Genomic DNA, 19,862 nt, shown 5'->3' with positions numbered 1-19,862 from the left:
GATGAGCCTGTCCGAACTGTCGATCCGCCGCCCCGTGTTCGCCACGGTGATGAGCCTGATGCTGATGGTGCTGGGCGTGCTGGCGTTCTCGCGCCTGACCCTGCGCGAGCTGCCGGCGATCGACCCGCCGATCGTCTCGGTGGATGTCACCTATCCCGGCGCCTCGGCGGCGGTCGTGGAGACGCGCATCACCCAGGTGCTGGAAGACGCGCTGTCCGGCATCGAGGGCATCGAGACCATCCAGTCGCGCAGCGTCAACGGGCGCTCCGCGGTGACGCTGGAGTTCACCCTGCAGCGCGACATCGAGGCCGCGGCCAACGACGTGCGCGACGCGATCAGCGGTGTCGCCGACCGCCTGCCGGACGAAGCCGACCCGCCCGAGGTCGAGAAGGCCGACAGCGATTCGGACACGATCATCTGGCTCAACATGAGCTCCAGCAAGATGGACACGCTGGAGCTGTCGGACTACGCCGACCGCTACATCGTCGACCGGCTGTCGAGCCTGGACGGCGTGGCCCAGGTGCGCATCGGCGGGCGCCAGCGCTATGCCATGCGCGTCTGGCTGGACAGCGCGGCGATGGCGGCGCGCGGCATCACCCCGGCCGACGTCGAGACCGTGCTGCGCGCGGAGAACGTGGAGCTGCCTGCGGGACGCATCGAGTCCGAGACCCGCGACTTCACGCTACGCGTCGAACGCGGCTATACCGAGCCCAAGGACTTCGCCGCGATCCCGCTGCGCAAGGGCGACGACGGCTACGTGGTGCGGCTGGGCGACGTGGCCGAGATCGAGCTGGCCTCGGCCGAGCGGCGCGCGTATTACCAAAGCAACGGCGCGCCCAACATCGGCCTGGGGATCATCAAGACCTCGACCGCGAACGCGCTGGACGTGACCCGCGCGGCGCGCGCGATGGCAGTCGAGATCCAGAAGTCGCTGCCCGAGGGCACCGACATCTTCGTGGCCTACGACGACACGGTCTTCATCGAGGAATCGATCAAGCGCGTGTACTGGACGCTGGCCGAAGCGATCGCGCTGGTGCTGCTGGTCATCTGGCTGTTCCTCGGCAGTTTCCGCGCGGCGCTGATTCCCGCGGTCACGGTGCCGGTGTGCCTGCTGGCGGCGTTCATCCCGCTGCTGCTGTTCGGCTACTCGATCAACCTGCTGACGCTGCTGGCGCTGGTGCTCGCGATCGGCCTGGTGGTGGACGATGCGATCGTGGTGCTGGAGAACATCCAGCGCCGCGTGGACCTGGGCGAGCCGCGGCTGGTCGCCTCGGTGCGCGGCACGAAACAGGTGGCATTCGCGGTGATCGCGACGACCACGGTGCTGGTCGCGGTGTTCCTGCCGGTCGGGTTCATGGAAGGCAACACCGGGCGCCTGTTCCGCGAGCTGTCGGTGGCGCTGGCCGGCGCGGTGGCGCTGTCGGCGTTCGTGGCGCTCACCCTGACGCCGATGATGGCCTCGAAGATGGTCCGGCCGCATTCGGAAGAAAAGTCGAACCCGGTGAACCGCTGGTTCAACCGTCGCCTCGAGGCGGTCAGCAGTGGCTACCAGCGCCAGCTGCAGCGGCTCGGCGGCATGCGTCCGCGGTCGACGTTGGGCCTGATGCTCGCGGTCATGGCGCTGTGCGTGGGCGCGATCGTCGGCCTCGGCCAGCTGGTGCCGTCGGAACTCGCACCCGCCGAGGACCGCGGCTCGTTCTTCGTGTCGATCGTCGGCCCCGAGGGCGCGGGCTACGACTACACCGTGGAGCAGATCCGCGAGGTGGAGAAGGTGTTCGCCGCACGCGTGGCCGGCGAGGACAACGCCATCCGCCGTTTCAACAGCCGCGTGCCCGGTGGCTGGGGCGCGGGCGAGGAGATGCACACCGGCAACGTGATCGTGTTCCTCGAGGACTGGGACAAGCGCGACCAGTCCACGGCCCAGGTCGCCGAGTCGCTGCGCACCGAGCTCGACCAGCTCAGCGGCGTGCGCGCGCAGCCGCGCGTCGGCGGTGGCCTGGTGGGCAGCCGCGGGCAGCCGATCCAGCTGGTCCTCGGCGGGCCGGAATACGCGGAGATCGCGCGCTGGCGCGACCTCGTCATGCAGCGCATGGAAGCCAACCCGGGCATGTTCTCGGTCGACTCGGACTACAAGGAGACGCGCCCGCAGATGCGCGTGAACATCAACCGCGAGCGCGCCGCCGACCTCGGCATCAGCGTGACCTCGATCGGGCGTGCGCTCGAGACCATGATGGGCAGCCGCCAGGTCACCACCTTCGTGCAGGAAGGCGAGGAATACGACGTGCTGGTGCAGGCCGGCCGCGCCGGGCGCGCCGCGCCCGCCGACCTCACCGCGATCCAGGTGCGCACGCGCGACGGCGCGCTGGTGCCGCTGTCCAACGTGGTCACGCTCAGCGAGCTGGCCGAAGCCGGCAGCCTCAACCGCTTCAACCGCATGCGCGCCATCACCATCACCGCCGGCCTCGCGCCGGGCTACAGCATGGGCGAGGCGCTCACGTTCCTGGACGAGGTGGTGCGCACGGAGCTTCCGGACTACGCGCAGGTCGACTGGAAGGGCGAGTCGCGCGAGTACCAGAGGGCCGGCGGTGCGGTGCTGCTGACGTTCGCCCTTGCACTGCTGGTGGTGTACCTGGTGCTGGCGGCGCAGTTCGAGAGCTTCGTACATCCGTTCGTGATCATGCTCACCGTGCCGCTGGGTGTGCTCGGCGCGTTCATCGGGCTTGCCGTGACCGGCGGCACCTTGAACCTGTTCAGCCAGATCGGCGTGGTGATGCTGGTCGGGCTGGCGGCGAAGAACGGCATCCTGATCGTCGAGTTCGCCAACCAGCTGCGCGACTCCGGGCGCAGCATCGCCGAGGCGATCGTGGAATCGTCGGTGGTGCGCCTGCGGCCGATCCTGATGACCGCGATCTCGACCATGATGGGCGCGCTGCCGCTGGTGCTGGCCGGCGGCCCTGGCTCGGCCAGCCGCGCCACCATCGGCGTGGTGGTGATCGCCGGCGTCGCGTTCTCCACCCTGCTGTCGCTGTACGTGGTGCCGGCGTTCTACTCGCTGCTGGCGCCGTATACGCGCTCGCCGGATGCCGTCACGCGCCAGCTCGAACGCGAACAGTCAGAGGTGCCGCCGGTGGGCGGGCACGCGTGACGGAGCGTTTCGCGATCGACGCGTAATCAGTGAGAATCCCCGGGTGCCCGCTTTCCGGCGGGCCGACAATCGAACCGGGGAGTCGCGAGTGGAACAGATCGTCACCACCATCAACGGGCTGGTCTGGAGCCCGCTGCTGATCATCCTTTGCCTGGGCGCCGGGCTGTACTTCACCATCCGCACGCGCTTCATGCAGATCCGCGGCTTCACCGAGATGGTCAAGCTGACCTTCAGCGGCAAGAGTTCGCAGGCCGGCGTGTCGTCGTTCCAGGCGCTATCGATGTCGATGGCCGGGCGCATCGGCATCGGCAACATCGCCGGCGTGGCCACCGCGATCGCCTTCGGCGGGCCGGGCGCGATCTTCTGGATGTGGGTGATGGGCTTCCTGGGCGCCTCGACCTCGTACATCGAGTCGACGCTGGCGCAGATCTACAAGGAAAAGGACAACGAGGGACGCTACCGCGGCGGCCCGGCCTACTACATCGAGAAAGGCCTGGGCATGAAGTGGTACGCGCTGGCCTTCGCGCTGGCCACGCTCATCGCCGCCGGCCTGCTGATGCCGGGCGTGCAGGCGAATGCCATTGCCGACAGCATCGCCAATGCCTGCCAGGGCGGCGCGCTCTGCGGTGACCTGGCGGGCACCTGGTTCGGCATGGACTCGCGCCTCGCGCTCAAGGGCGGCATCGGCGTGGTAGTCGCGCTGCTGCTGGGCGTGATCATCTTCGGCGGCGTGAAGCGCATCGCGATGTTCGCCGAGATCGTGGTGCCGTTCATGGCGATGGCCTACATCCTCATGGCCGTCGTGGTGATGATCATCAACCACGAGCTCGTGCCGGGCATGTTCCGCACGATCTTCAGCAGTGCCTTCGGCATGCATGCCGGGTTCGGCGCCATGCTTGGCCTGGCGGTGGAGTGGGGCGTCAAGCGCGGCGTGTACGCCAACGAGGCCGGCCAGGGCACCGGCCCGCACGCGGCGGCCGCGGCCGAGGTCTCGCACCCGGCCAAGCAGGGCTACGTGCAGGCGTTCGCGATCTACTTCGACACCATGCTGGTGTGCACGTCGACCGCGTTCCTGATCCTCGCGACCGGCATGTACAACGTGGTCGACCCGAACGGCGGCATGCTGCACGAGGCGCTGCCCGGGATCGAGGCCGGCGCGGGCTACGCGCAGCACGGCATCGAGTCGGTGCTGCCCGGCTGGGGCGCGGGCTTCGTGGCGATGGCGCTGTTCTTCTTCGCCTTCACCACCATCATGGCCTACTACTACATGGCCGAAACCAACCTCACCTACCTCAACGGCCACCGCACGCGGCCGTGGGCCACCGGGCTGCTGCGGGTGGCGATCCTCGGCATGGTGGTGTTCGGCGCGGTGCGCAGCGCGGACCTGGCGTGGACCTTCGGCGACATCGGCGTGGGGATCATGGCCTGGCTCAACATCATCGCCATCCTGTTGCTGCAGAAGCCGGCGCTGATCGCGCTGCGCGACTACGAGCGGCAGAAGAAGCTCGGCCTCGATCCGGTGTTCGACCCGGACGCCGTCGGCATCGCGAACGCCGATTTCTGGCGCAACAGGAGCTGACATGACGAGTCGCTGGCCTGGCGGGAGCGGACCCCCGGGGCGCAACAGCCCCTGGCGCGCGGAGCCGAAGCCCGGGAAGGGTGGCGGCCCGCGCGAGGAGCGTGCGCCCGCAACCCCGGCAGCTACCGGCGACGATGCGTCCGCGCCGCCGCCGGAAGCCAGCGGCGAGCTGCGCCTTTACGGCTTCAACGCCGTGCAGGCGGCGTTCGCGCGTCGCCCCGACGCGATCCGCAAGGTCTACCTGGCCGAGGCGATGATCCCGCGCCTGCAGCCGCTGCTGAAATGGTGCGCGGCGCAACGCATCGGCTACCGGATCGTCGCCGAGGACGACCTGCGCCGGCTGGCCGCGAGCGCGCACCACGAGGGCGTGGTGGCCGACGTGCTGCGTGAGCCGCCGGCCACGCTGGCGGCATGGCTCGAGACGTTGCCTGCCGGTCCGCAGTGCGCGCTGTGGCTGGACGGCGTGGGCAACCCGCACAACCTCGGCGCGATCCTGCGTTCGGCGGCGCATTTCGGCGTGGCCGGCGTGCTGCTGCCGAAAAGCTCGCCGCTGGCGCTGTCCGGTGCGGCCGCGCGCGTTGCCGAGGGCGGCGCCGAGGCGGTGCCGTTCGTGCGCCTGGGGCGTGACGAGAATTCCATCGCGCAACTGCGCGGCGCCGGCTTCGCGCTCGCGGCGACGGTCGTGCGCGGTGGCGATGACGTCTTCAAGGCGACGCTGCCGCAGCGCCTGGTATTCGTCATCGGTGCGGAAGGCGAGGGCATGTCGCCGGCACTCGCCGCGGCTTGCGACCAGCGCCTGTCGATCGCGGGCACCGCGGCGGTGGAAAGCCTCAACGTGTCGGCGGCGACCGCGGTGTTGCTGGCACGCTGGTGGCAGTCACGCTGAGCCGGCTCCACCGGCGACAGCGCGTTGTCGCCGGAGCGGGCGGGGCCGATCAGGGCACCCTGGGCGCGCTGCCGAAACCACCCTCCGCCTCGGCTGCGAGGTAGGCCATCACCGCCCATGCGGCGGTGTTCTGCGCCAGCGCCGCGGGATCGATCTTGTCGAGCGTGTCGTCGGGCGTGTGGTGGTAGTCGAAGTAGTCGCTGCCGTCCTGCCCGAGCCACGCCCACGCTGCGCCCTGCGCCGCGATCGGGCCTACGTCGGGGCCGGGGCTGCCCTTGTCGGAGCGTTCGATGCCCAGCGGCGCCAGAGCTTCGGCGATGCGCGCCTCGGCGGCGTCGGCGTGCGCCGGGGCGCCGGTGTTGAAGGCGTAGATGCGGCCGGCGCCGAAGTCGCTCTCGGCCACCAGTTGGTGGCGCGCGATGTCTGCGGCATGCGCCGTGGCATAGGCCTTGCCGCCGTGCAGGCCCTGCTCCTCGTTGGCAAAGGCCACCACGCGGATGCTGCGCGCCGGACGCTGCCCGAGGCCCGCGATCAGCTTCGCCGCGGCCATGGTGATGCCGATGCCCGCGGCGTCGTCGACGGCGCCGGTGCCCAGGTCCCACGAATCCAGGTGCGCGCCAAGCAGCACCACTTCATCAGGCAGGCTGCGCCCGGTGATCTCGCCGATCACGTTCTGAGAGGTGTATTCGCCGTCCCAGCCGCAGTCCAGCGTCAGGCGCAGGCGCACCGGGCCGCGCGCCAGCAGGCGGGCGAGCTGGTCGGCATCGGGCACCGACAGCGCGGCGGCGGGCACCGGTGCAAGGCCGTCGTCGAAGCGGGTGATGCCGGTGTGCGGGTTGCGGTGCGAATCGGTGCCGGCCGAACGCATCAGGAAGCCGACGGCGCCGGCGCGGATCGCGGCCGACGGCCCGCGGCTGCGCACGCGTCCGCCCGGTCCGTATCCGCTGCCGTCGCGCGCGCGCTCCATGCGGTAGTCGACGAACGCCAGCTTGCCGGCGAGCGAGCCGGCGGGCGCGGCCTCCAGCGCGGCCAGGTCGGCGAAGCGCACCACCTCGGCCTCCACGGTGCCCGCCGGGCTGCCGCCGAGCGCGGTGATGGTGAGTGGCTGCGCGCTGGCGCCCAGTACCTCGGCACGCTCGCTGCGGCGCTCCCACTTCGGGAAGGTCACGGGCTCGGTCCAGACCCGGTCGAAGCCGAGCTCGGCGAATTTCGCCTTCGCCCACTCCACCGCACGCGCGTCGGCCTCGCTGCCGGCCAGGCGCGGACCGATCTCGGTGGTCAACGATTCGGTGATGTCCCACGACAGGGTGCTCTGCAGCGCCTGCGCGCGCAGCTGCGCGGCGACGGCCATCGCGGCGTCGTCGATACGCGTCGTGGCGGGTGTCGGCACGGGCCCGATGGCGGCGCCGGCGGGCAGGGCGGTGACCGCGGTGATGGCCGCGGCGAGCAACAACGGAACCAGGCGCATGGCGCTCCACATCGTGAAAACAACAGGGCCACGAGCTTAGCAACCCGTGGCCCCGTGCCGATGTGCCGCAGGTACCGGCCTGCGGCGCGCTGGCCTACTTCTGCAGTGAGTTGCGGATCTCGCGCAGCAGCAGGATCTCCTCGCTCGGCTCCGCCGGCGCCGCGTCCGGCTTGCGGCTCATGCGGTTGATCGCCTTGACCACCATGAAGATCGCGAACGCGATGATAACGAAGGTGATCAGCGCATTGATGAAGTTGCCGATGCCGATCTGCACCGCGGGCACCACCTCGCCGGCCGCGTCGACCGTGGCGGCTTTCAACGTGATCGCAATGCTGGAGAAGTCGACGCCACCGATCAGCAGGCCGATGGGCGGCATGATCACGTCCTCGACCAGCACGGTCACGATCTTGCCGAACGCCGCGCCGATCACCACGCCGACGGCGAGGTCGATCACGTTGCCGCGCATCGCGAATTCCTTGAACTCGGACATCATCCCCATTGCGGTCTCCTGATGGTTACGGCGGGTGCCGCGATCAGGGTACACGCGCCGCCGCGATGCGGCAGCGCAGCATGATGGCGTCGTCCAGGCGCGCTTCGCAGGTGTCGCCGGGGTGCAGCGCGGCCACGCCCGCGGGCGTGCCCATGAACACCAGGTCGCCGGCGCGCAGCGCGTTGAGGCGCGAGAGTTCGTGGAGGATGTCCGGCACGTCCCAGACCAGGTCGGACAGCAGCCCTGCCTGGCGCTCTTCGCCGTTGACGGCGAGCGACAGCCGGCGCGGGGCGAGCTCGCCGATCGCAGCCGCGGGCACCAGTTCGCTGACCGGTGCGGATTCGTCGAAGGCCTTGCCCGTATCCCACGGCAGCCCGGCCTGCTTGGCCGCGGACTGCAGGTCGCGGCGCGTGAGGTCCAGGCCAACGCCGTAGCCGAACACGAGCTGTGCGGCCTGCTCGCGATCGAGGATCCCGGGCGGGGCGTCGCGGCCCAGCGCCACCACCAGCTCCACCTCGTGGTGCAGGTCGGCGGTGGCGGGCGGGTAGTGCACCACCTCGCCGGTGACCAGTGCATCGGCCGGCTTCATGAAGAACACCGGCTGGCCGCGCGTGGCTTTCGAGGCGGCCACCGCGGCGCCCATCTCGCGGGCGTGGTCGGCGAAATTGCGGCCGACGCAGTACACGCGCCGCACCGGGAAAGTGCCGCCGCCGCGCACGGCCAAGCGCGCCTGGGCAGGCGCGGGAATCACGTCGGTCATGGGATATCCGTCAGTGGGTGGCGAGCCAGCGGCCGGCGGCCGGGCTCAGGCGGGCTTGTCGATCACGCGGTATTCGGCATCCACCACGCGGCCGCCACGGGCCTGCGGCTTGCCGCGCTGCAGCCAGACCCGGCGTGCCAGGCCGATGGCGAGCATGGCGCCACCGACCACCACGCCCACCGCCAGCAGGACCAGCAGCAATGCCACGCCGAGCAGCCCGAGCGCCACGCGCAGCAGGGGATGCCTGGGCTTGCGCGGTGCGAACAGGTCGCGGAACTGGCTGGCGTCGAAACGGGCGTGGGCGCTGCGGAAGGTGCTGTTGATCATGCGGTAATGCCAGAATGCGATGCGATGAAGATGCGACGAGTATCGGCGGCACGATGTCGAAAGATGTAAGCGAAGCGTTAATCGGATCCGCTGCAGGGCACGCCACAGCGCTGCGCACGCTGGCCTCGATCGCGCCAGGCGGCTTTGCCGAGGGCGAGGGCCTGGTGGACGGTGAGATGGATTCGATCATCCTCCACCGCGATGACGCCGATGGCGTGCGTGCCTGGCTCAACATCTGCCCGCATGCCGGCCGCCGGCTCGACTGGGCGCCGGGGCAGTTCCTGAAGGCGAAGGACGGACAGCTGGTGTGCGCGGTGCATGGCGCCACGTTCGAGACCGTCGGCGGCGCATGTACTGCCGGGCCCTGTCGAGGCGAATCGCTGCGCGCGGTGGCCGTGGTGGTGCGCGACGGCATGGTCCATCTCGCCGACTGAGCCGGGCGGCGAGACGCGTGGTCAGAAGATCAGGTTCACCATCACCACCACCACCGCGATGTACGCCAGCGAGAGCGGGGCGCCCACGCGCCACAGGTCGCGCGCGGTGTAGTTGGCGGGGCCGGCGATCATCGACATCACCGGGTTGGACTGGGTGACCAGGTTGTTGGAGGCCGACAGGGCCACGATCAATGCGAACGCGGTCGGGTCGCCGCCCGCCGCCAGCGCCAGGTTGATCGCCAGCGGCACCATCACGATGGTCGCGCCGACGTGGCTGATGACCAGCGAGAACGCCGCCGTCAGCAGCGCGACGGTGAGCTGGATGGTCCACACCGGAAGTCCTTCCGGCAGCTGTTCGATGGTGTGGCCGGCAATCCATGCCGCGGTGCCGCTGGAGTCCATCGCCCAGCCCAGCGGGATCAGGCAGGCCATCAGGAACACGGTCTTCCAGTTGATGGCGCTGTAGGCCTCGTCCATCTTCAGCACGCCGCAGACCAGCATGCCGGCCACGCCGGTCATCAGCGCGATCGAAGTGGGAAGCTTCGAGCCCAGCGCGATCAGCATGGTCACCGCGAAGATCGCCATCGCGATCTTGAACTTGTGCGGGCGCTGCTCGCCCTTGGGATAGTCGGTGACCACCACGAAGTCGCGGTTGGCCGCGGTCTGCGCGAGGTCCTGCCAGATGCTGTGCAGCACCAGCATGTCGCCGGCGCGCAGCGGCAGGTTGCGGATGTTGTCGCGCAGCACGTCCTTGTCGCGGTTCACCGCCAGCAGGCTGATGCCGTAGTTCTTGCGCAGCGCGAGTTCGGCCTGGGTCTTGCCGATGAACTTCGATGTCGGCGGCACCACGGCTTCGGAAATGCCGGCGCGGCTGGGATTGAACAGGTCGCCGAACTCGCGCAGCCGCGTGGACATGCGCAGCATGTTGTTCTGCGCGAAGTCCGCGACCTGCTGGCGCGCGCCCATCGCGCCGATCACGCTGCCCACCCAGATGCGCGCGTCGGCCGGCGGCGCCAGCCGCGAATCGTTGCCGGTCTTCAGGGCGAGCAGCAGCGGCGCGCCGTGCACGGTCTCGGCCTCGCCCAGCGCCATGCCCACCAGCGGGCTGTCGGCGCTGACGGTGAGCTCGAACACGTCGCCCTCGATGCCGTAGGCGCGGGCGAAGTAACTCTCGGTGCGCGCCGGCGTGACGCTGCCGTCGCCCTTGATGCTGTCGCCAAGCAGGCGATCGCCGAAGAAATGGAAGTAGGCCAGCGCGATCAGCAGCAGCGCCAGGCCGATCGGCAGCGGCGCGAACATCGGCAGCGGCTCCAGCGTGGCCACGCCGGACGGCAGGTTGGCGTTGGCCGCGACCAGCAGGTCGTTCAACAGGATCAGCGGCGAGTTGCCGACCATGGTGAGTGCGCCGCCCATCACGATGGCGGCTGCGATCGGCAGCAGGAAGCGCGACAGGCCGAGCCCGGTGCGCGACGCCAGCCGGGACGCGACCGGCAGGTACAGCGCCATCACCGACGGGTTCTGCATGAAGGACGAGTTCAGGCCGGCGACCGCCGAGGTGTACAGCAGCAGCTTCTTCTCGACGCCCCTGGAGCGACGCAGCAGCCAGGCGGCCAGGCGGTTGAGCGCGCCGGTGCGGTCCAGGCCGGTGCCGAGGATCATCGTCGCGATGATGCTGATGACGGCGTTGGACGAGAAGCCGTTGAAGATGTCCTCGGGCGCCACCAGTCCGGTCAGGCCGAGTACCACCAGCGCCACCAGCGCCACCAGGTCGACGCGCACGCGCTCGAACAGGAACAGCACCATCACCATCGCGACCAGCCCGAGGACGAGCTTCATGTCCGTGGTGAGGGCGAGGGTCTCCATGTGCCGGCGTCAGCTCCCGTCCCTGTCGTACAGCAAGTCCCAGACGCCGTGTCCCAGGCGCTGGCCGCGAGTCTCGAAATGGGTCTGCGGGCGCCACTCCGGACGCGGCACGTGGCCGCGTGGACCGGCGCGGTTGTGCAGTCCCACGGTGGCGTCGAGCACGTCCCACATCTGCTCGGCATAGTCCTGCCAATCGGTCGCGAGGTGCAAGCGACCGTTGCCCCCAAGCTTGCGCACGAGCAGTGCGGCGAACTCGGGGTTCACCAGGCGACGCTTGTTGTGGCGCTTCTTGTGCCAGGGGTCGGGGAAGTAGATGCGCACTTCGTCGAGGCTGCCGTCGGCGATCTCGTTCTCGAGCACCTCGACCGCGTCGTGGTGGTAGAGGCGCACGTTGCCGTTGCCGTCCCCGGCGAGCGCGTTGAGCAGGCGGCCCACGCCCGGGGCGTGGACCTCGATGCCGATGTGGTCGCGCGCCGGATCGTGGGCCACCGAGTAGCGCAGCGCCTCACCGTTGCCGAAGCCGATCTCGAGGATGCGCGGCGCCTTGCGACCGAACACGGCATCGAAGTCGCGCGGCGCCGCGCTGTAGTCAAGCCCGAAGCGCGGCCACAGCGCGTCGAACGCACGCTGCTGTGCCGGCGTGAACCGCCCCTGGCGCAGTACGAAGCTGCGCACGCGGCGGTTGCCGTCCTCCACGGTGAACGGTTTCGGCGGCGCCTTGGCGCCCGGGCTCGAGAACGGATCCACCGGTCAGCCGACGAGGCCGTCGACCGGCGACGAGGCGCTGGCGTAGCGCTTGCGCGGGATGCGCCCGGCGAGGAACGCGTGGCGTCCCGCTTCGACGGCCAGGCGCATCGCCGTGGCCATGCGCACCGGCTCGCGGGCGCCGGCGATGGCGGTGTTCATGAGCACGCCGTGGCAGCCGAGTTCCATGGCGATCGCGGCATCGGACGCGGTGCCCACCCCGGCGTCGACGATGATCGGCACCTTGGCGTTCTCGACGATCTCCAGCAGGTTCCAGCGGTTCTGGATGCCGAGACCCGAGCCGATCGGTGCGGCCAGCGGCATCACCGCCACGCAGCCGATTTCCTCCAGGCGCTTGGCCAGGATCGGGTCGTCGCTGGTGTAGACCATCACGTCGAAGCCGTCGGCGACCAGCTGTTCGGCGGCCTTGAGCGTCTGCACCACGTCAGGGAACAGCGTGCGCTGGTCGCCCAGCACCTCGAGTTTGGTGAGGTTGTGGCCGTCGAGCAGCTCGCGCGCCAGGCGGCAGGTGCGCACCGCCTCTTCGGCGGTGTAGCAGCCGGCGGTGTTGGGCAGGATGGTGTAGCGGTCGGGCGGCAGCACGTCGAGCAGGTTCGGCTCGCCGGGCGACTGCCCGATGTTCGTGCGGCGGATGGCGACGGTGACGATTTCCGCGGCGGCGGCCTCGGTGGCGCGACGCGTCTCGTCGAGGTCGACGAACTTGCCGGTGCCGGTGAGCAGGCGTGAGCGGTAGCGCTTGCCGGCGATGACGAGGGCGTCGTCGCCAAAAGTGTCTGGGCTTGTCATCGCCGCATTATCGCGCAACTGCGGCGGCTTAGCCTCCGCCCAGCGCGTGCACGACCTCGACGCGGTCGCCGGCCTCCAGCAGGTGCGTGGGGTGCAGGCTGCGCGGCACGATCTCGCCGTTCACCTCCACCGCGACCTTGCGGCCGGCGAGTGCTTCGCGTTCGAGGAGTTCCAGCACCGTGGCCGGGCCGGGCAGTGCGCAGGGGGCGCCGTTCAACAGGATGTCCATGGCGCCATTGTCGCCAAGAGTGGCCCTGAATGCATGTCCCGCGCCGCGCCGTGCGGCGTTGCAGCTTGAGCCGGAACCGCCGTTCATGGAACGATGCGCGCCCTTTGCCGATTCCCACGGGCCTCGGCACGCCACGTCCTCCGGAGGACTCCATGTCGCTGACCCGCCCCGCCCGCACCGTCCTCGCCGCTGCGCTCGCCCTGGCGGCGTTGCCCGCCCTTGCACACGACCAGCCGTTCTCGCAGACCGTGTTCTTCGGCGACAGCCTGACCGACGCCGGCTACTTCCGGCCGCTGCTGCCCGCCAACGTGCAGGCCGTGACCGGCCAGTTCACCACCAACCCGGGCCTGGTCTGGTCGCAGTGGCTGGCCGATTTCTACGGCACCAGCGCAGGCGCCAACGGCAACGGACAGAGCGGCAGCAACTACGCGGCAGGCGGCGCCCGCAACGGCGTGGACGTGACCGGCGCGCTCGGCTTCATCCCGTCGCTGGCCACCCAGACCAACCGCTACCTTGCCGCCAATGGCGGGCGCGCCGATCCGAACGCCCTGTACACGGTGTGGGGTGGCGCCAACGACCTGTTCGCCGTGGCCGCAAACCCCGGCAATGCCCAGGCGATCATCGGCGGCGCGGTCGCCGCGCAGGTCGGCATCATCGGCACGCTGCAGGCGGCGGGTGCGCGCTACATCCTGGTACCCACCATCCCCGACCTCGGCCTGACCCCCGCGCAGCGTGCGCAGGGGCCCGCCGCGCAGGCGCAGGGCACCGCGCTGGCCACGATGTACAACAACGCGCTGTTCTCGACGCTCGCGGCCAACAACCTGAGCGTGATCCCGGTCGACAGCTTCAATTTCCTGCGCGAAGTGGTCGCCAACCCGGCCATGTTCGGCATCAGCAATGTCACCGGCACCGCGTGCATGCCGCAGATCACCGCGCAGTCGCTGACCTGCAACCCGACCAGCCTGGTCAGCCCGGATGCGCCCAACAGCTACCTGTTCGCCGACGGCGTGCATCCGGCCAGCGGCGCGCACCGCGCGATCGCCGACCTCGCTGTCGCCGCGATCGAAGGCCCGCGCCAGATGGCCGTGCTGCCGCATTCGGCCGCCGGCACCGGCCGCAACCGCGCGGAGCGCGTGGCGGCGCAGATCGGCGTGAAGCCCGAGGGCGACGGCAGCCGCTGGTGGACCGACCTGCGCGGCGACTTCCAGCGCTACGGCCACGGTGACCATTACGACGGCACCGGCCCGGCGCTGACGGTGGGGCTGGACTGGACGCGCGGCAACCTGGTGTATGGCGCGTTCGCGGGCTACGGCGCGCAGGGCAACGACTGGGGCGGCCGCCGCGGCGAGTGGGACCAGTCCGAAGCCAGCCTGGGCGGGTTTGCCGGCTGGTTCGGCGAGTCCGGCGCCTGGGTCAACGGCCAGCTCAGCTACACGCGCATCGATTTCGACATCGAGCGCCAGGTGCCGCTGGGCCCGGCGCTGCGCACGCACACGGCGTCGACCGATGGCAGCAACCTCACTCTCGCCGTGCACGGCGGATGGGAATTCGGCGAAGGCGCGCTGCGCCACGGCCCGGTGCTGGGCGTGACCGCGCAGCGCATCGACATCGACGGTTTCGCGGAAAGCGACCCGGGCCTGTCGACCTCGCTGGCGTACCCCGACCAGTCGTTCGATTCGCTGGTCGGCAGCGGCGGCTGGCAGGTCTCCTACGCGATCACCAACCACCTGCAGCCATATGCGCGCTTCACCGTGGACCGCGAGTTCGAAGACGCCGCGGCCCAGGCGTTCGCGCGCTCGCAGTCGATCGCCGGTTCGCTGGCGTATGCCGTGCCCGGCGTGGACTATGACCAGAGTTACAGCACGCTGACCTTCGGTGCGCGCACGCAGCTGTTCGGCCTCGATGCCAACATCGGCAGCAGCCTGAACATCGGCCAGAAGGGCGGCAAGCACGCGATGGTGTTCGCCACGGTCGGCGCGGGCTTCTGAGCAACCGGCTCCATGCCGCGCGGCCATGTCGCGCGGCGTTGCCAATGACGCGACCGGAGTCCTAGACTGGGCGCCCTGCGGGTGTAGCTCAATGGCAGAGCTGTTGCTTCCCAAGCAACTGACGAGGGTTCGATTCCCTTCACCCGCTCCAATCCCGCGCTCCAGTCCCGGGCCGTTCCGGCCACTCCCATGAAATTCGCCATCCTTTCGCGCAACGGCAAGCTGTACTCGACGCGCAGGCTGGTCGAGGCCGCGCGCCTGCGCGGCCACAGCGTGCGCGTGCTCGATCCGCTGCGCTGCTACATGCGCATCGGCCTGGACGGGTTCGCCATGCACTACAAGGGCCGGCCGCTGGCCGGTTACGGCGCGGTGATCCCGCGCATCGGCACCTCGATCAACCGCTACGGCAACGCCGTACTGCACCAGTTCGAACTGATGGGCTGCCACACGCCCAATCCGTCGGCCGCCAACATGGCCGCGCGCGACAAGCTGCGCTGCCACCAGCTGCTGGCGGCCAAGGGCATCGACATGCCGGTCACCGTGTTCGGCGACAACCCGGACGACACCGTCGACCTGCTCGCCATGCTTGGCCCGCCGCCGCACGTCATCAAGCTCAATGAAGGCACGCAGGGTGCGGGCGTGATGCTTACCGAGAAACCGTCGGCCTCGCGCAGCGTGGTCGAGGCGCTGCGTGGCCTGTACGCGAACTTCCTGGTGCAGGAATTCATCGCCGAGGCCGAGGGCGCCGACCTGCGCTGCTTCGTGGTGGGCAACGAGGTGGTCGCGGCCATGCGCCGCCAGGCGCCCGTCGGCGACTTCCGCGCCAACCTGCACCGCGGCGGCGAGGCCGAGGCGGTCGAGGTCACCGCCGAGCAGGCCGACGTGGCGGTGCGCGCCGCGCAGGGGCTGGGACTTGGGGTGGCCGGGGTGGACCTGGTGCTGTCGGCACGCGGCCCGCTGGTGCTCGAGGTCAACGCCTCGCCGGGCCTCGAAGGCATCGAACGTTCCAGTGGTGTTGATGTCGCGGGTCGGATCATCGAATTCGTTGCAGCAGCGGCGGCCTCGGACCGGCCTGCGCCTTCGCCACGCCGCCGTGCGAAGGGTCATTTAACGGAAGCTTAGCGGATGGTTTAACGCCTCTTTAATCGCGCCGCGGGTAGCGTGGGCTGGCCAGAATCCTTGTGCGTGCGTTGGATATCTCCAGTCGTCAGTCGTGGATCGCGGTCATTGGGGCAACACAGTTCGGCCCGGGCAATCTCCTTGCCCGGGCTGTTTTCTTTCCCGCGGCGGCACGGCCGACGCGCGGGGTTCACGCTTCCCTGTGCAAGAATCCGGGTCCCAGCGCCGCTGCCCCGGGAACGCCCACGCATCCGGGCGGTCGAAGCACAGCCCAGTACAGGACCCACGCATGCGCATCCTCGTGATCGAAGACAACCAGGACATCGCCGCCAATCTCGGCGACTACCTCGAGGACCGCGGGCATACGGTCGATTTCGCCGCTGACGGCGTCACCGGCCTGCACCTGGCGGTGGTGCACGATTTCGACGCGGTGGTGCTCGACCTCAACCTGCCGGGCATGGACGGGCTGGAGGTCTGCCGCAAGCTGCGCAACGAGGCGCGCAAGCAGACCCCGGTGCTGATGCTCACCGCCCGCGACACGCTCGACAACAAGCTGGCCGGATTCGATTCCGGCGCCGACGACTACCTGGTCAAGCCGTTCGCGCTGCAGGAGGTCGAGGTGCGCCTGAACGCGCTGGCGCGACGCGGCAAGGGCGTGCAGACGCGCGTGCTCGACGTCGCCGACCTGGAATACAACCTCGATACTCTCGAAGTCCGTCGCGGCGGCAAGCTGCTGCAGCTCAACCCCACCGCGCTGAAGATCCTGCAGTCGCTGATGGAGGCCGCGCCGGCCGTGGTCACCCGCCAGGAGCTGGAGACCCGTGTCTGGGGCGAGGAGCTTCCGGATTCGGATAGCCTGCGCGTGCACATCCACGGCCTGCGCGCGGTGATCGACAAGCCGTTCCCCACCCAGCTGGTGCAGACGCGCCACGGCATCGGCTACCGGATCGCCGCGCCCGATGTCGCAACCTGAGGGCGCCGTACAGGCGCCGGCGGCGGGCGGTCCGCGGCGCTATCGCCGCCGCCTGCGCAGCCGCATCATCCTGTCGTTCGCGCTGCTCGGGCTGGCGCTGACGGCGATGTTCGCGATCGCCGCCGCCTACGTCGGCGCGGTGGTCGAGGACCAGGCGGTCGGCAGCGTGCTGAAGAGCAACGTCGACGAATACGCGCAGCGCTTCTACGTCGACCGCTCCGCCGAATGGGCGCCGCTCAGCAACGTGCGCGCCATCGTCTACGGGCCCGGCAAGCTGCAGAACGTGCCGCCGGACTGGGCCGAACTCGAGACCGGCGTGTACAACATCACCGGCGAGGAGGGCGGCGAGTCCTTCGTCTACCGCCTGGTGGTGAAGAAGGATGCCGACTACTGGTTCTTCCTCGCCCAGGACATGACCAACACCGCCGAGGTGCGCGCGCGGATCAAGCTGATCCTGATCGCCGCGGTGATCGCGTTCACCATCCTCGCCGGACTGATCGGCTGGTGGTCGGCGTCGCGGGTGATGCGGCCGGTGTCGGAGCTGGCGAACCGGCTCAACGTGTCCGGCGACAGCGCGCGGCCCGGGCCGCTGGCGCCGCACTTTCCCGATGACGAGGTTGGCGAACTCGCCACCGCGCTCGACGACTACGCGGCGCGCCTCACCGAGGTCGTGCAGCGCGACCGCGAGTTCAATGCCGACGTCAGCCACGAGCTGCGCACGCCGCTGGCGGTGATCCGCGGCGCGATCGAACTGCTGCTGTCACGCCCCGACCTGGACGACAAGACCCGGGCGCGCCTGCAGCGCATCCAGCGCGCCGAGCAGCAGTGCACCGACCTGATCAGCGCCCTGCTGCTGCTGTCGCGCGCCGAGCGCGGCCACGGCACCACCGATGTCTGCCGCGTCGCCGAGCAACTGCTCGATGCGCACCGCGCGCAGCTCGGCGGCAAGGACCTGGTGCTGCGGCTTGAGGGCGGGCCGGGGCGCCTGGTGGTCGACGCACCGGAGTCCGCGGTGTCGGTGGCGCTGGGCAACCTGATCGGCAACGCCATCAAGTACACCAACTCTGGCGAAGTGGTCGCGCGGCTGCACGACGATGCGATCGACGTCATCGATTCCGGCCCCGGCCTCAGCGCCGAGGATGCGGCACGGCTGTTCGAGCGCGGCTACCGCGGCAGCCATGCCGAACACACCCACGGCGGCGGCATCGGTCTTTCGATCGTGCGCCGCCTGTGCCGGCTCTATGGCTGGCAGGTGCGGGTGGTGCCGGGCGCGGAGCGCGGCGTGGTCGCCACGCTGCGCTTCAGCGACGACAGCGGCGAGGACGCCCGCGCCTGAGTGCGCCGCCCACGCCGTGGCTCAGGACTGCAGCGGCTGCAGCCAGCCGTGGCGGTCCGGGGTGCGGCCGTCGAACAGGCCGAAGAACAGTTCCTGCAGGCGCAGCGTGACCGGGCCGGCGCGACCGGCACCGATCTGGCGGCCGTCGACCGAGCGGATGGGGGTGATTTCGGCGGCGGTGCCGCACATGAACAGCTCGTCGCACAGGTACAGGTATTCGCGCGGCAGGTCGCGTTCGATCACCTCGATGCCGGCATCGCGCGCCAGGCGGATGATCGAGTCGCGGGTGATGCCGTTGAGCAGCGCGGCGCTCACCGGGGTGGTGTGCAGCGCGCCGTCGAACACCAGGAACAGGTTCTCGCCGGCGCCCTCGCTCAGCAGCCCGGTGGACGCCAGCGCGATGCCTTCGCCGAAGCCGAGACGCCGCGCCTCGCGCGCCACCAGCTGCCCGGACAGGTAGTTGCCGCCGGCCTTGGCACCGGCCGGAATGGTGTTGGGCGCGAAGCGCTGCCAGCTGGACACGCAGGCGTCGATGCCCTCGGTCAGCGCGCCCTCGCCGAGGTAGGGACCCATGTGCCAGGCGGCGACCGCGACGTCGATCGGCGTTTCCGCTGACAGGCCGAACCCGCCCAGCCCGCGCCACGCCACCGGGCGCAGGTAGGCGCGCTCCAGACCGTTGCGGTTGATTACCTCGTGGCAGGCAGCGTTGATCTCGTCGGCGGTGTAGGGGATGGCCATCTCGTAGATCCGTGCCGACGCGTGCAGGCGGCGGGTGTGGTCGTTCAGGCGGAAGATCGCCGTACCCGACGGCGTGCTGTACGCGCGGATGCCTTCGAACACCGACGAGCCGTAGTGCAGGGCGTGCGACATGACGTGGGTGGTGGCGTCGGCCCAGCGCTTGATGGCGCCGTTCTGCCAGATCCATTCGGGGTACTGCTGCATGCCGCTGCTCCGCTGCGCTTGGGCGTTCATTTTGCAGCAAAGCCGCGGCGTGGCGCGCTCACAGCGTCACCCACCAGCAGTCCATGTGCCGGCGCAGCCCGAACGTGGTGCGCGATGGCGTGATGCCGTCCGCCAGCACCTGGTCGATGCGCAGCGCCACCGGGCGTTGCGGGGCGCGCAGCGTGGCGTGGTCGGCCGCGAGGCGCGCCGCTTCGGCCGCGGCCGCGTCGGCGGACGTGCCGGACAGCGACCAGCCGGTCGCGGCCGGACCGGTGCCGGCGTGCGCCATCGTCGCGGGGTCGGCCACGACCACGGTTTCGGCCGGCCGCAGCGCGGTGATGTTGAGCAGCGGGCGGCGGACGATGGCATCGAGGCGGTCGATCGTGGCGTTGCCGCCGCGGGTGGAATGGCCGGGCCAGTGGTAGCTGGCCGCGAGGCGGTTGGTGTCGCCGGATTCGATGGCGGTGGTCACCTCGAACACCAGGTCCTGCAGGCGACGCGAACAGCCGCCGCGGTAGCGCGTGCCGGGCGCCGCCGCGCCCGCGGCCGGTGCGATGTTCTCGGTCGCGCCGAAGGCGGCGCAGGGGCGGTCGCTGTAGAGCGTGCCGCCGTCTTCGGTGGTGCAGCGGTGCACCTGCGCGATGGCCGGGAGCGTGGGGCCCAGCGCCAGGACGAAGGCGACGGACAGCGCGCCGGCGGCCACGCGTTGGATCGGATACGACATGCCCCAAGCCTACCGCCGCCGCGGCCCGCGCCGATAGCGCAGGAGGTC

At 70.2% G+C, this 19,862-nt stretch carries 18 protein-coding genes and 1 tRNA gene; 9 read left to right on the top strand and 10 right to left on the bottom strand.

Annotated elements, in window-relative coordinates; all coding sequences use genetic code 11:
* Position 1 precedes the first annotated feature (1 nt).
* The 3 genes from JHB91_RS07470 (at position 2) to JHB91_RS07460 (ending at position 5,610) form a co-directional block, all read left to right on the top strand.
* On the top strand, positions 2-3,145 hold the full coding sequence (locus JHB91_RS07470) for an efflux RND transporter permease subunit (RefSeq protein WP_199472273.1): 3,144 nt from the start codon (positions 2-4) through the stop codon (positions 3,143-3,145).
* A gap of 88 nt (positions 3,146-3,233) precedes the next feature.
* Positions 3,234-4,724, top strand: coding sequence for an alanine/glycine:cation symporter family protein (locus JHB91_RS07465; protein ID WP_343225069.1), 1,491 nt, complete (start codon positions 3,234-3,236; stop codon positions 4,722-4,724).
* A gap of 1 nt (position 4,725) precedes the next feature.
* Positions 4,726-5,610: a TrmH family RNA methyltransferase gene (locus JHB91_RS07460; RefSeq protein WP_199472271.1), complete on the top strand. Its 885-nt coding sequence runs from the start codon at positions 4,726-4,728 to the stop codon at positions 5,608-5,610.
* Positions 5,611-5,659: 49 nt separating this feature from the next.
* Here the strand turns inward: JHB91_RS07460 and JHB91_RS07455 are convergent, their stop codons facing one another.
* The 4 genes from JHB91_RS07455 to JHB91_RS07440 form a co-directional block, all read right to left on the bottom strand.
* Positions 5,660-6,961: a M28 family peptidase gene (locus JHB91_RS07455; protein WP_233398651.1), complete on the bottom strand. Its 1,302-nt coding sequence runs from the start codon at positions 6,959-6,961 to the stop codon at positions 5,660-5,662.
* A 211-nt stretch (positions 6,962-7,172) separates the two neighbouring features.
* Complete coding sequence (mscL, locus tag JHB91_RS07450) at positions 7,173-7,577, bottom strand: large-conductance mechanosensitive channel protein MscL (RefSeq protein ID WP_199472269.1); 405 nt, start codon at positions 7,575-7,577, stop codon at positions 7,173-7,175.
* Between the two features lie 34 nt (positions 7,578-7,611).
* The gene (locus JHB91_RS07445; protein WP_199472268.1) at positions 7,612-8,328 is read right to left on the bottom strand and encodes a fumarylacetoacetate hydrolase family protein; all 717 of its coding nucleotides are present in this window, start codon (positions 8,326-8,328) and stop codon (positions 7,612-7,614) included.
* Between the two features lie 45 nt (positions 8,329-8,373).
* Complete coding sequence (locus JHB91_RS07440; protein ID WP_199374966.1) at positions 8,374-8,655, bottom strand: hypothetical protein; 282 nt, start codon at positions 8,653-8,655, stop codon at positions 8,374-8,376.
* A 53-nt stretch (positions 8,656-8,708) separates the two neighbouring features.
* Here JHB91_RS07440 and JHB91_RS07435 point away from each other — a divergent pair, with 53 nt between their 5' ends.
* Entirely contained in the window at positions 8,709-9,089 is a 381-nt protein-coding gene (locus JHB91_RS07435; protein WP_199472267.1) for a Rieske (2Fe-2S) protein, read from the top strand.
* 21 nt (positions 9,090-9,110) lie between these two features.
* On the opposite strand, the gene JHB91_RS07430 is transcribed toward JHB91_RS07435, so the two are convergent.
* Genes JHB91_RS07430 through thiS form a run of 4 tightly spaced genes read right to left on the bottom strand, consistent with a single transcriptional unit; the run spans position 9,111 to position 12,732 of the window.
* Positions 9,111-10,952 (bottom strand): SLC13 family permease, encoded by a 1,842-nt coding sequence (locus tag JHB91_RS07430; protein WP_199472266.1) that lies wholly within the window; start codon positions 10,950-10,952, stop codon positions 9,111-9,113.
* Positions 10,953-10,961: 9 nt separating this feature from the next.
* The gene (trmB, locus tag JHB91_RS07425) at positions 10,962-11,699 is read right to left on the bottom strand and encodes a tRNA (guanosine(46)-N7)-methyltransferase TrmB (RefSeq protein ID WP_199472265.1); all 738 of its coding nucleotides are present in this window, start codon (positions 11,697-11,699) and stop codon (positions 10,962-10,964) included.
* Between the two features lie 3 nt (positions 11,700-11,702).
* The gene (locus JHB91_RS07420; RefSeq protein WP_199374970.1) at positions 11,703-12,503 is read right to left on the bottom strand and encodes a thiazole synthase; all 801 of its coding nucleotides are present in this window, start codon (positions 12,501-12,503) and stop codon (positions 11,703-11,705) included.
* A 28-nt stretch (positions 12,504-12,531) separates the two neighbouring features.
* Positions 12,532-12,732 (bottom strand): sulfur carrier protein ThiS, encoded by a 201-nt coding sequence (gene thiS / locus JHB91_RS07415; protein WP_199374971.1) that lies wholly within the window; start codon positions 12,730-12,732, stop codon positions 12,532-12,534.
* A gap of 152 nt (positions 12,733-12,884) precedes the next feature.
* Here thiS and JHB91_RS07410 point away from each other — a divergent pair, with 152 nt between their 5' ends.
* The 5 genes from JHB91_RS07410 (at position 12,885) to JHB91_RS07390 (ending at position 18,148) form a co-directional block, all read left to right on the top strand.
* Positions 12,885-14,720: an autotransporter domain-containing protein gene (locus JHB91_RS07410; protein WP_199472264.1), complete on the top strand. Its 1,836-nt coding sequence runs from the start codon at positions 12,885-12,887 to the stop codon at positions 14,718-14,720.
* Positions 14,721-14,797: 77 nt separating this feature from the next.
* A tRNA-Gly gene (locus tag JHB91_RS07405) sits at positions 14,798-14,871 on the top strand.
* A 38-nt stretch (positions 14,872-14,909) separates the two neighbouring features.
* Positions 14,910-15,842 carry a 30S ribosomal protein S6--L-glutamate ligase gene (gene rimK / locus JHB91_RS07400; protein ID WP_199472263.1) on the top strand — a complete coding sequence of 311 codons (933 nt, stop codon included), beginning with the start codon at positions 14,910-14,912 and terminating at the stop codon, positions 15,840-15,842.
* 286 nt (positions 15,843-16,128) lie between these two features.
* Complete coding sequence (locus JHB91_RS07395) at positions 16,129-16,812, top strand: response regulator transcription factor (RefSeq protein WP_199374974.1); 684 nt, start codon at positions 16,129-16,131, stop codon at positions 16,810-16,812.
* Entirely contained in the window at positions 16,799-18,148 is a 1,350-nt protein-coding gene (locus JHB91_RS07390; RefSeq protein ID WP_199374975.1) for a HAMP domain-containing sensor histidine kinase, read from the top strand. The genes JHB91_RS07395 and JHB91_RS07390 overlap by 14 nt, the downstream gene beginning before the upstream one ends.
* Positions 18,149-18,169: 21 nt before the next feature.
* Here JHB91_RS07390 and JHB91_RS07385 read toward each other — a convergent pair whose 3' ends face one another.
* The gene (locus JHB91_RS07385) at positions 18,170-19,090 is read right to left on the bottom strand and encodes a branched-chain amino acid transaminase (RefSeq protein ID WP_199472262.1); all 921 of its coding nucleotides are present in this window, start codon (positions 19,088-19,090) and stop codon (positions 18,170-18,172) included.
* 58 nt (positions 19,091-19,148) lie between these two features.
* Positions 19,149-19,814, bottom strand: a complete 666-nt coding sequence (locus tag JHB91_RS07380) for a DUF4124 domain-containing protein (RefSeq protein WP_199374977.1) — start codon at positions 19,812-19,814, stop codon at positions 19,149-19,151.
* Positions 19,815-19,862 lie beyond the last annotated feature (48 nt).

The sequence above is a fragment of the Luteimonas sp. MC1828 genome, from assembly GCF_016461615.1.
Taxonomy (GTDB): Bacteria; Pseudomonadota; Gammaproteobacteria; order Xanthomonadales; family Xanthomonadaceae; genus Luteimonas.
This window is presented reverse-complemented; position numbering and strand designations above follow the sequence as displayed.

Excerpts from the sequence above, each read along its gene's own strand:
- JHB91_RS07470 (WP_199472273.1), top strand. The coding sequence starts at position 2 with ATGAGCCTGTCCGAACTGTCGATCCGCCGCCCCGTGTTCGCCACGGTG.
- JHB91_RS07460 (WP_199472271.1), top strand. The coding sequence starts at position 4,726 with ATGACGAGTCGCTGGCCTGGCGGGAGCGGACCCCCGGGGCGCAACAGC.
- JHB91_RS07455 (WP_233398651.1), bottom strand. The coding sequence starts at position 6,961 with ATGGCCGTCGCCGCGCAGCTGCGCGCGCAGGCGCTGCAGAGCACCCTG.
- mscL (WP_199472269.1), bottom strand. The coding sequence starts at position 7,577 with ATGGGGATGATGTCCGAGTTCAAGGAATTCGCGATGCGCGGCAACGTG.
- JHB91_RS07445 (WP_199472268.1), bottom strand. The coding sequence starts at position 8,328 with ATGACCGACGTGATTCCCGCGCCTGCCCAGGCGCGCTTGGCCGTGCGC.
- JHB91_RS07440 (WP_199374966.1), bottom strand. The coding sequence starts at position 8,655 with ATGATCAACAGCACCTTCCGCAGCGCCCACGCCCGTTTCGACGCCAGC.
- JHB91_RS07435 (WP_199472267.1), top strand. The coding sequence starts at position 8,709 with ATGTCGAAAGATGTAAGCGAAGCGTTAATCGGATCCGCTGCAGGGCAC.
- JHB91_RS07430 (WP_199472266.1), bottom strand. The coding sequence starts at position 10,952 with ATGGAGACCCTCGCCCTCACCACGGACATGAAGCTCGTCCTCGGGCTG.
- JHB91_RS07420 (WP_199374970.1), bottom strand. The coding sequence starts at position 12,503 with ATGACAAGCCCAGACACTTTTGGCGACGACGCCCTCGTCATCGCCGGC.
- thiS (WP_199374971.1), bottom strand. The coding sequence starts at position 12,732 with ATGGACATCCTGTTGAACGGCGCCCCCTGCGCACTGCCCGGCCCGGCC.
- JHB91_RS07410 (WP_199472264.1), top strand. The coding sequence starts at position 12,885 with ATGTCGCTGACCCGCCCCGCCCGCACCGTCCTCGCCGCTGCGCTCGCC.
- rimK (WP_199472263.1), top strand. The coding sequence starts at position 14,910 with ATGAAATTCGCCATCCTTTCGCGCAACGGCAAGCTGTACTCGACGCGC.
- JHB91_RS07395 (WP_199374974.1), top strand. The coding sequence starts at position 16,129 with ATGCGCATCCTCGTGATCGAAGACAACCAGGACATCGCCGCCAATCTC.
- JHB91_RS07390 (WP_199374975.1), top strand. The coding sequence starts at position 16,799 with ATGTCGCAACCTGAGGGCGCCGTACAGGCGCCGGCGGCGGGCGGTCCG.
- JHB91_RS07385 (WP_199472262.1), bottom strand. The coding sequence starts at position 19,090 with ATGCAGCAGTACCCCGAATGGATCTGGCAGAACGGCGCCATCAAGCGC.
- JHB91_RS07380 (WP_199374977.1), bottom strand. The coding sequence starts at position 19,814 with ATGTCGTATCCGATCCAACGCGTGGCCGCCGGCGCGCTGTCCGTCGCC.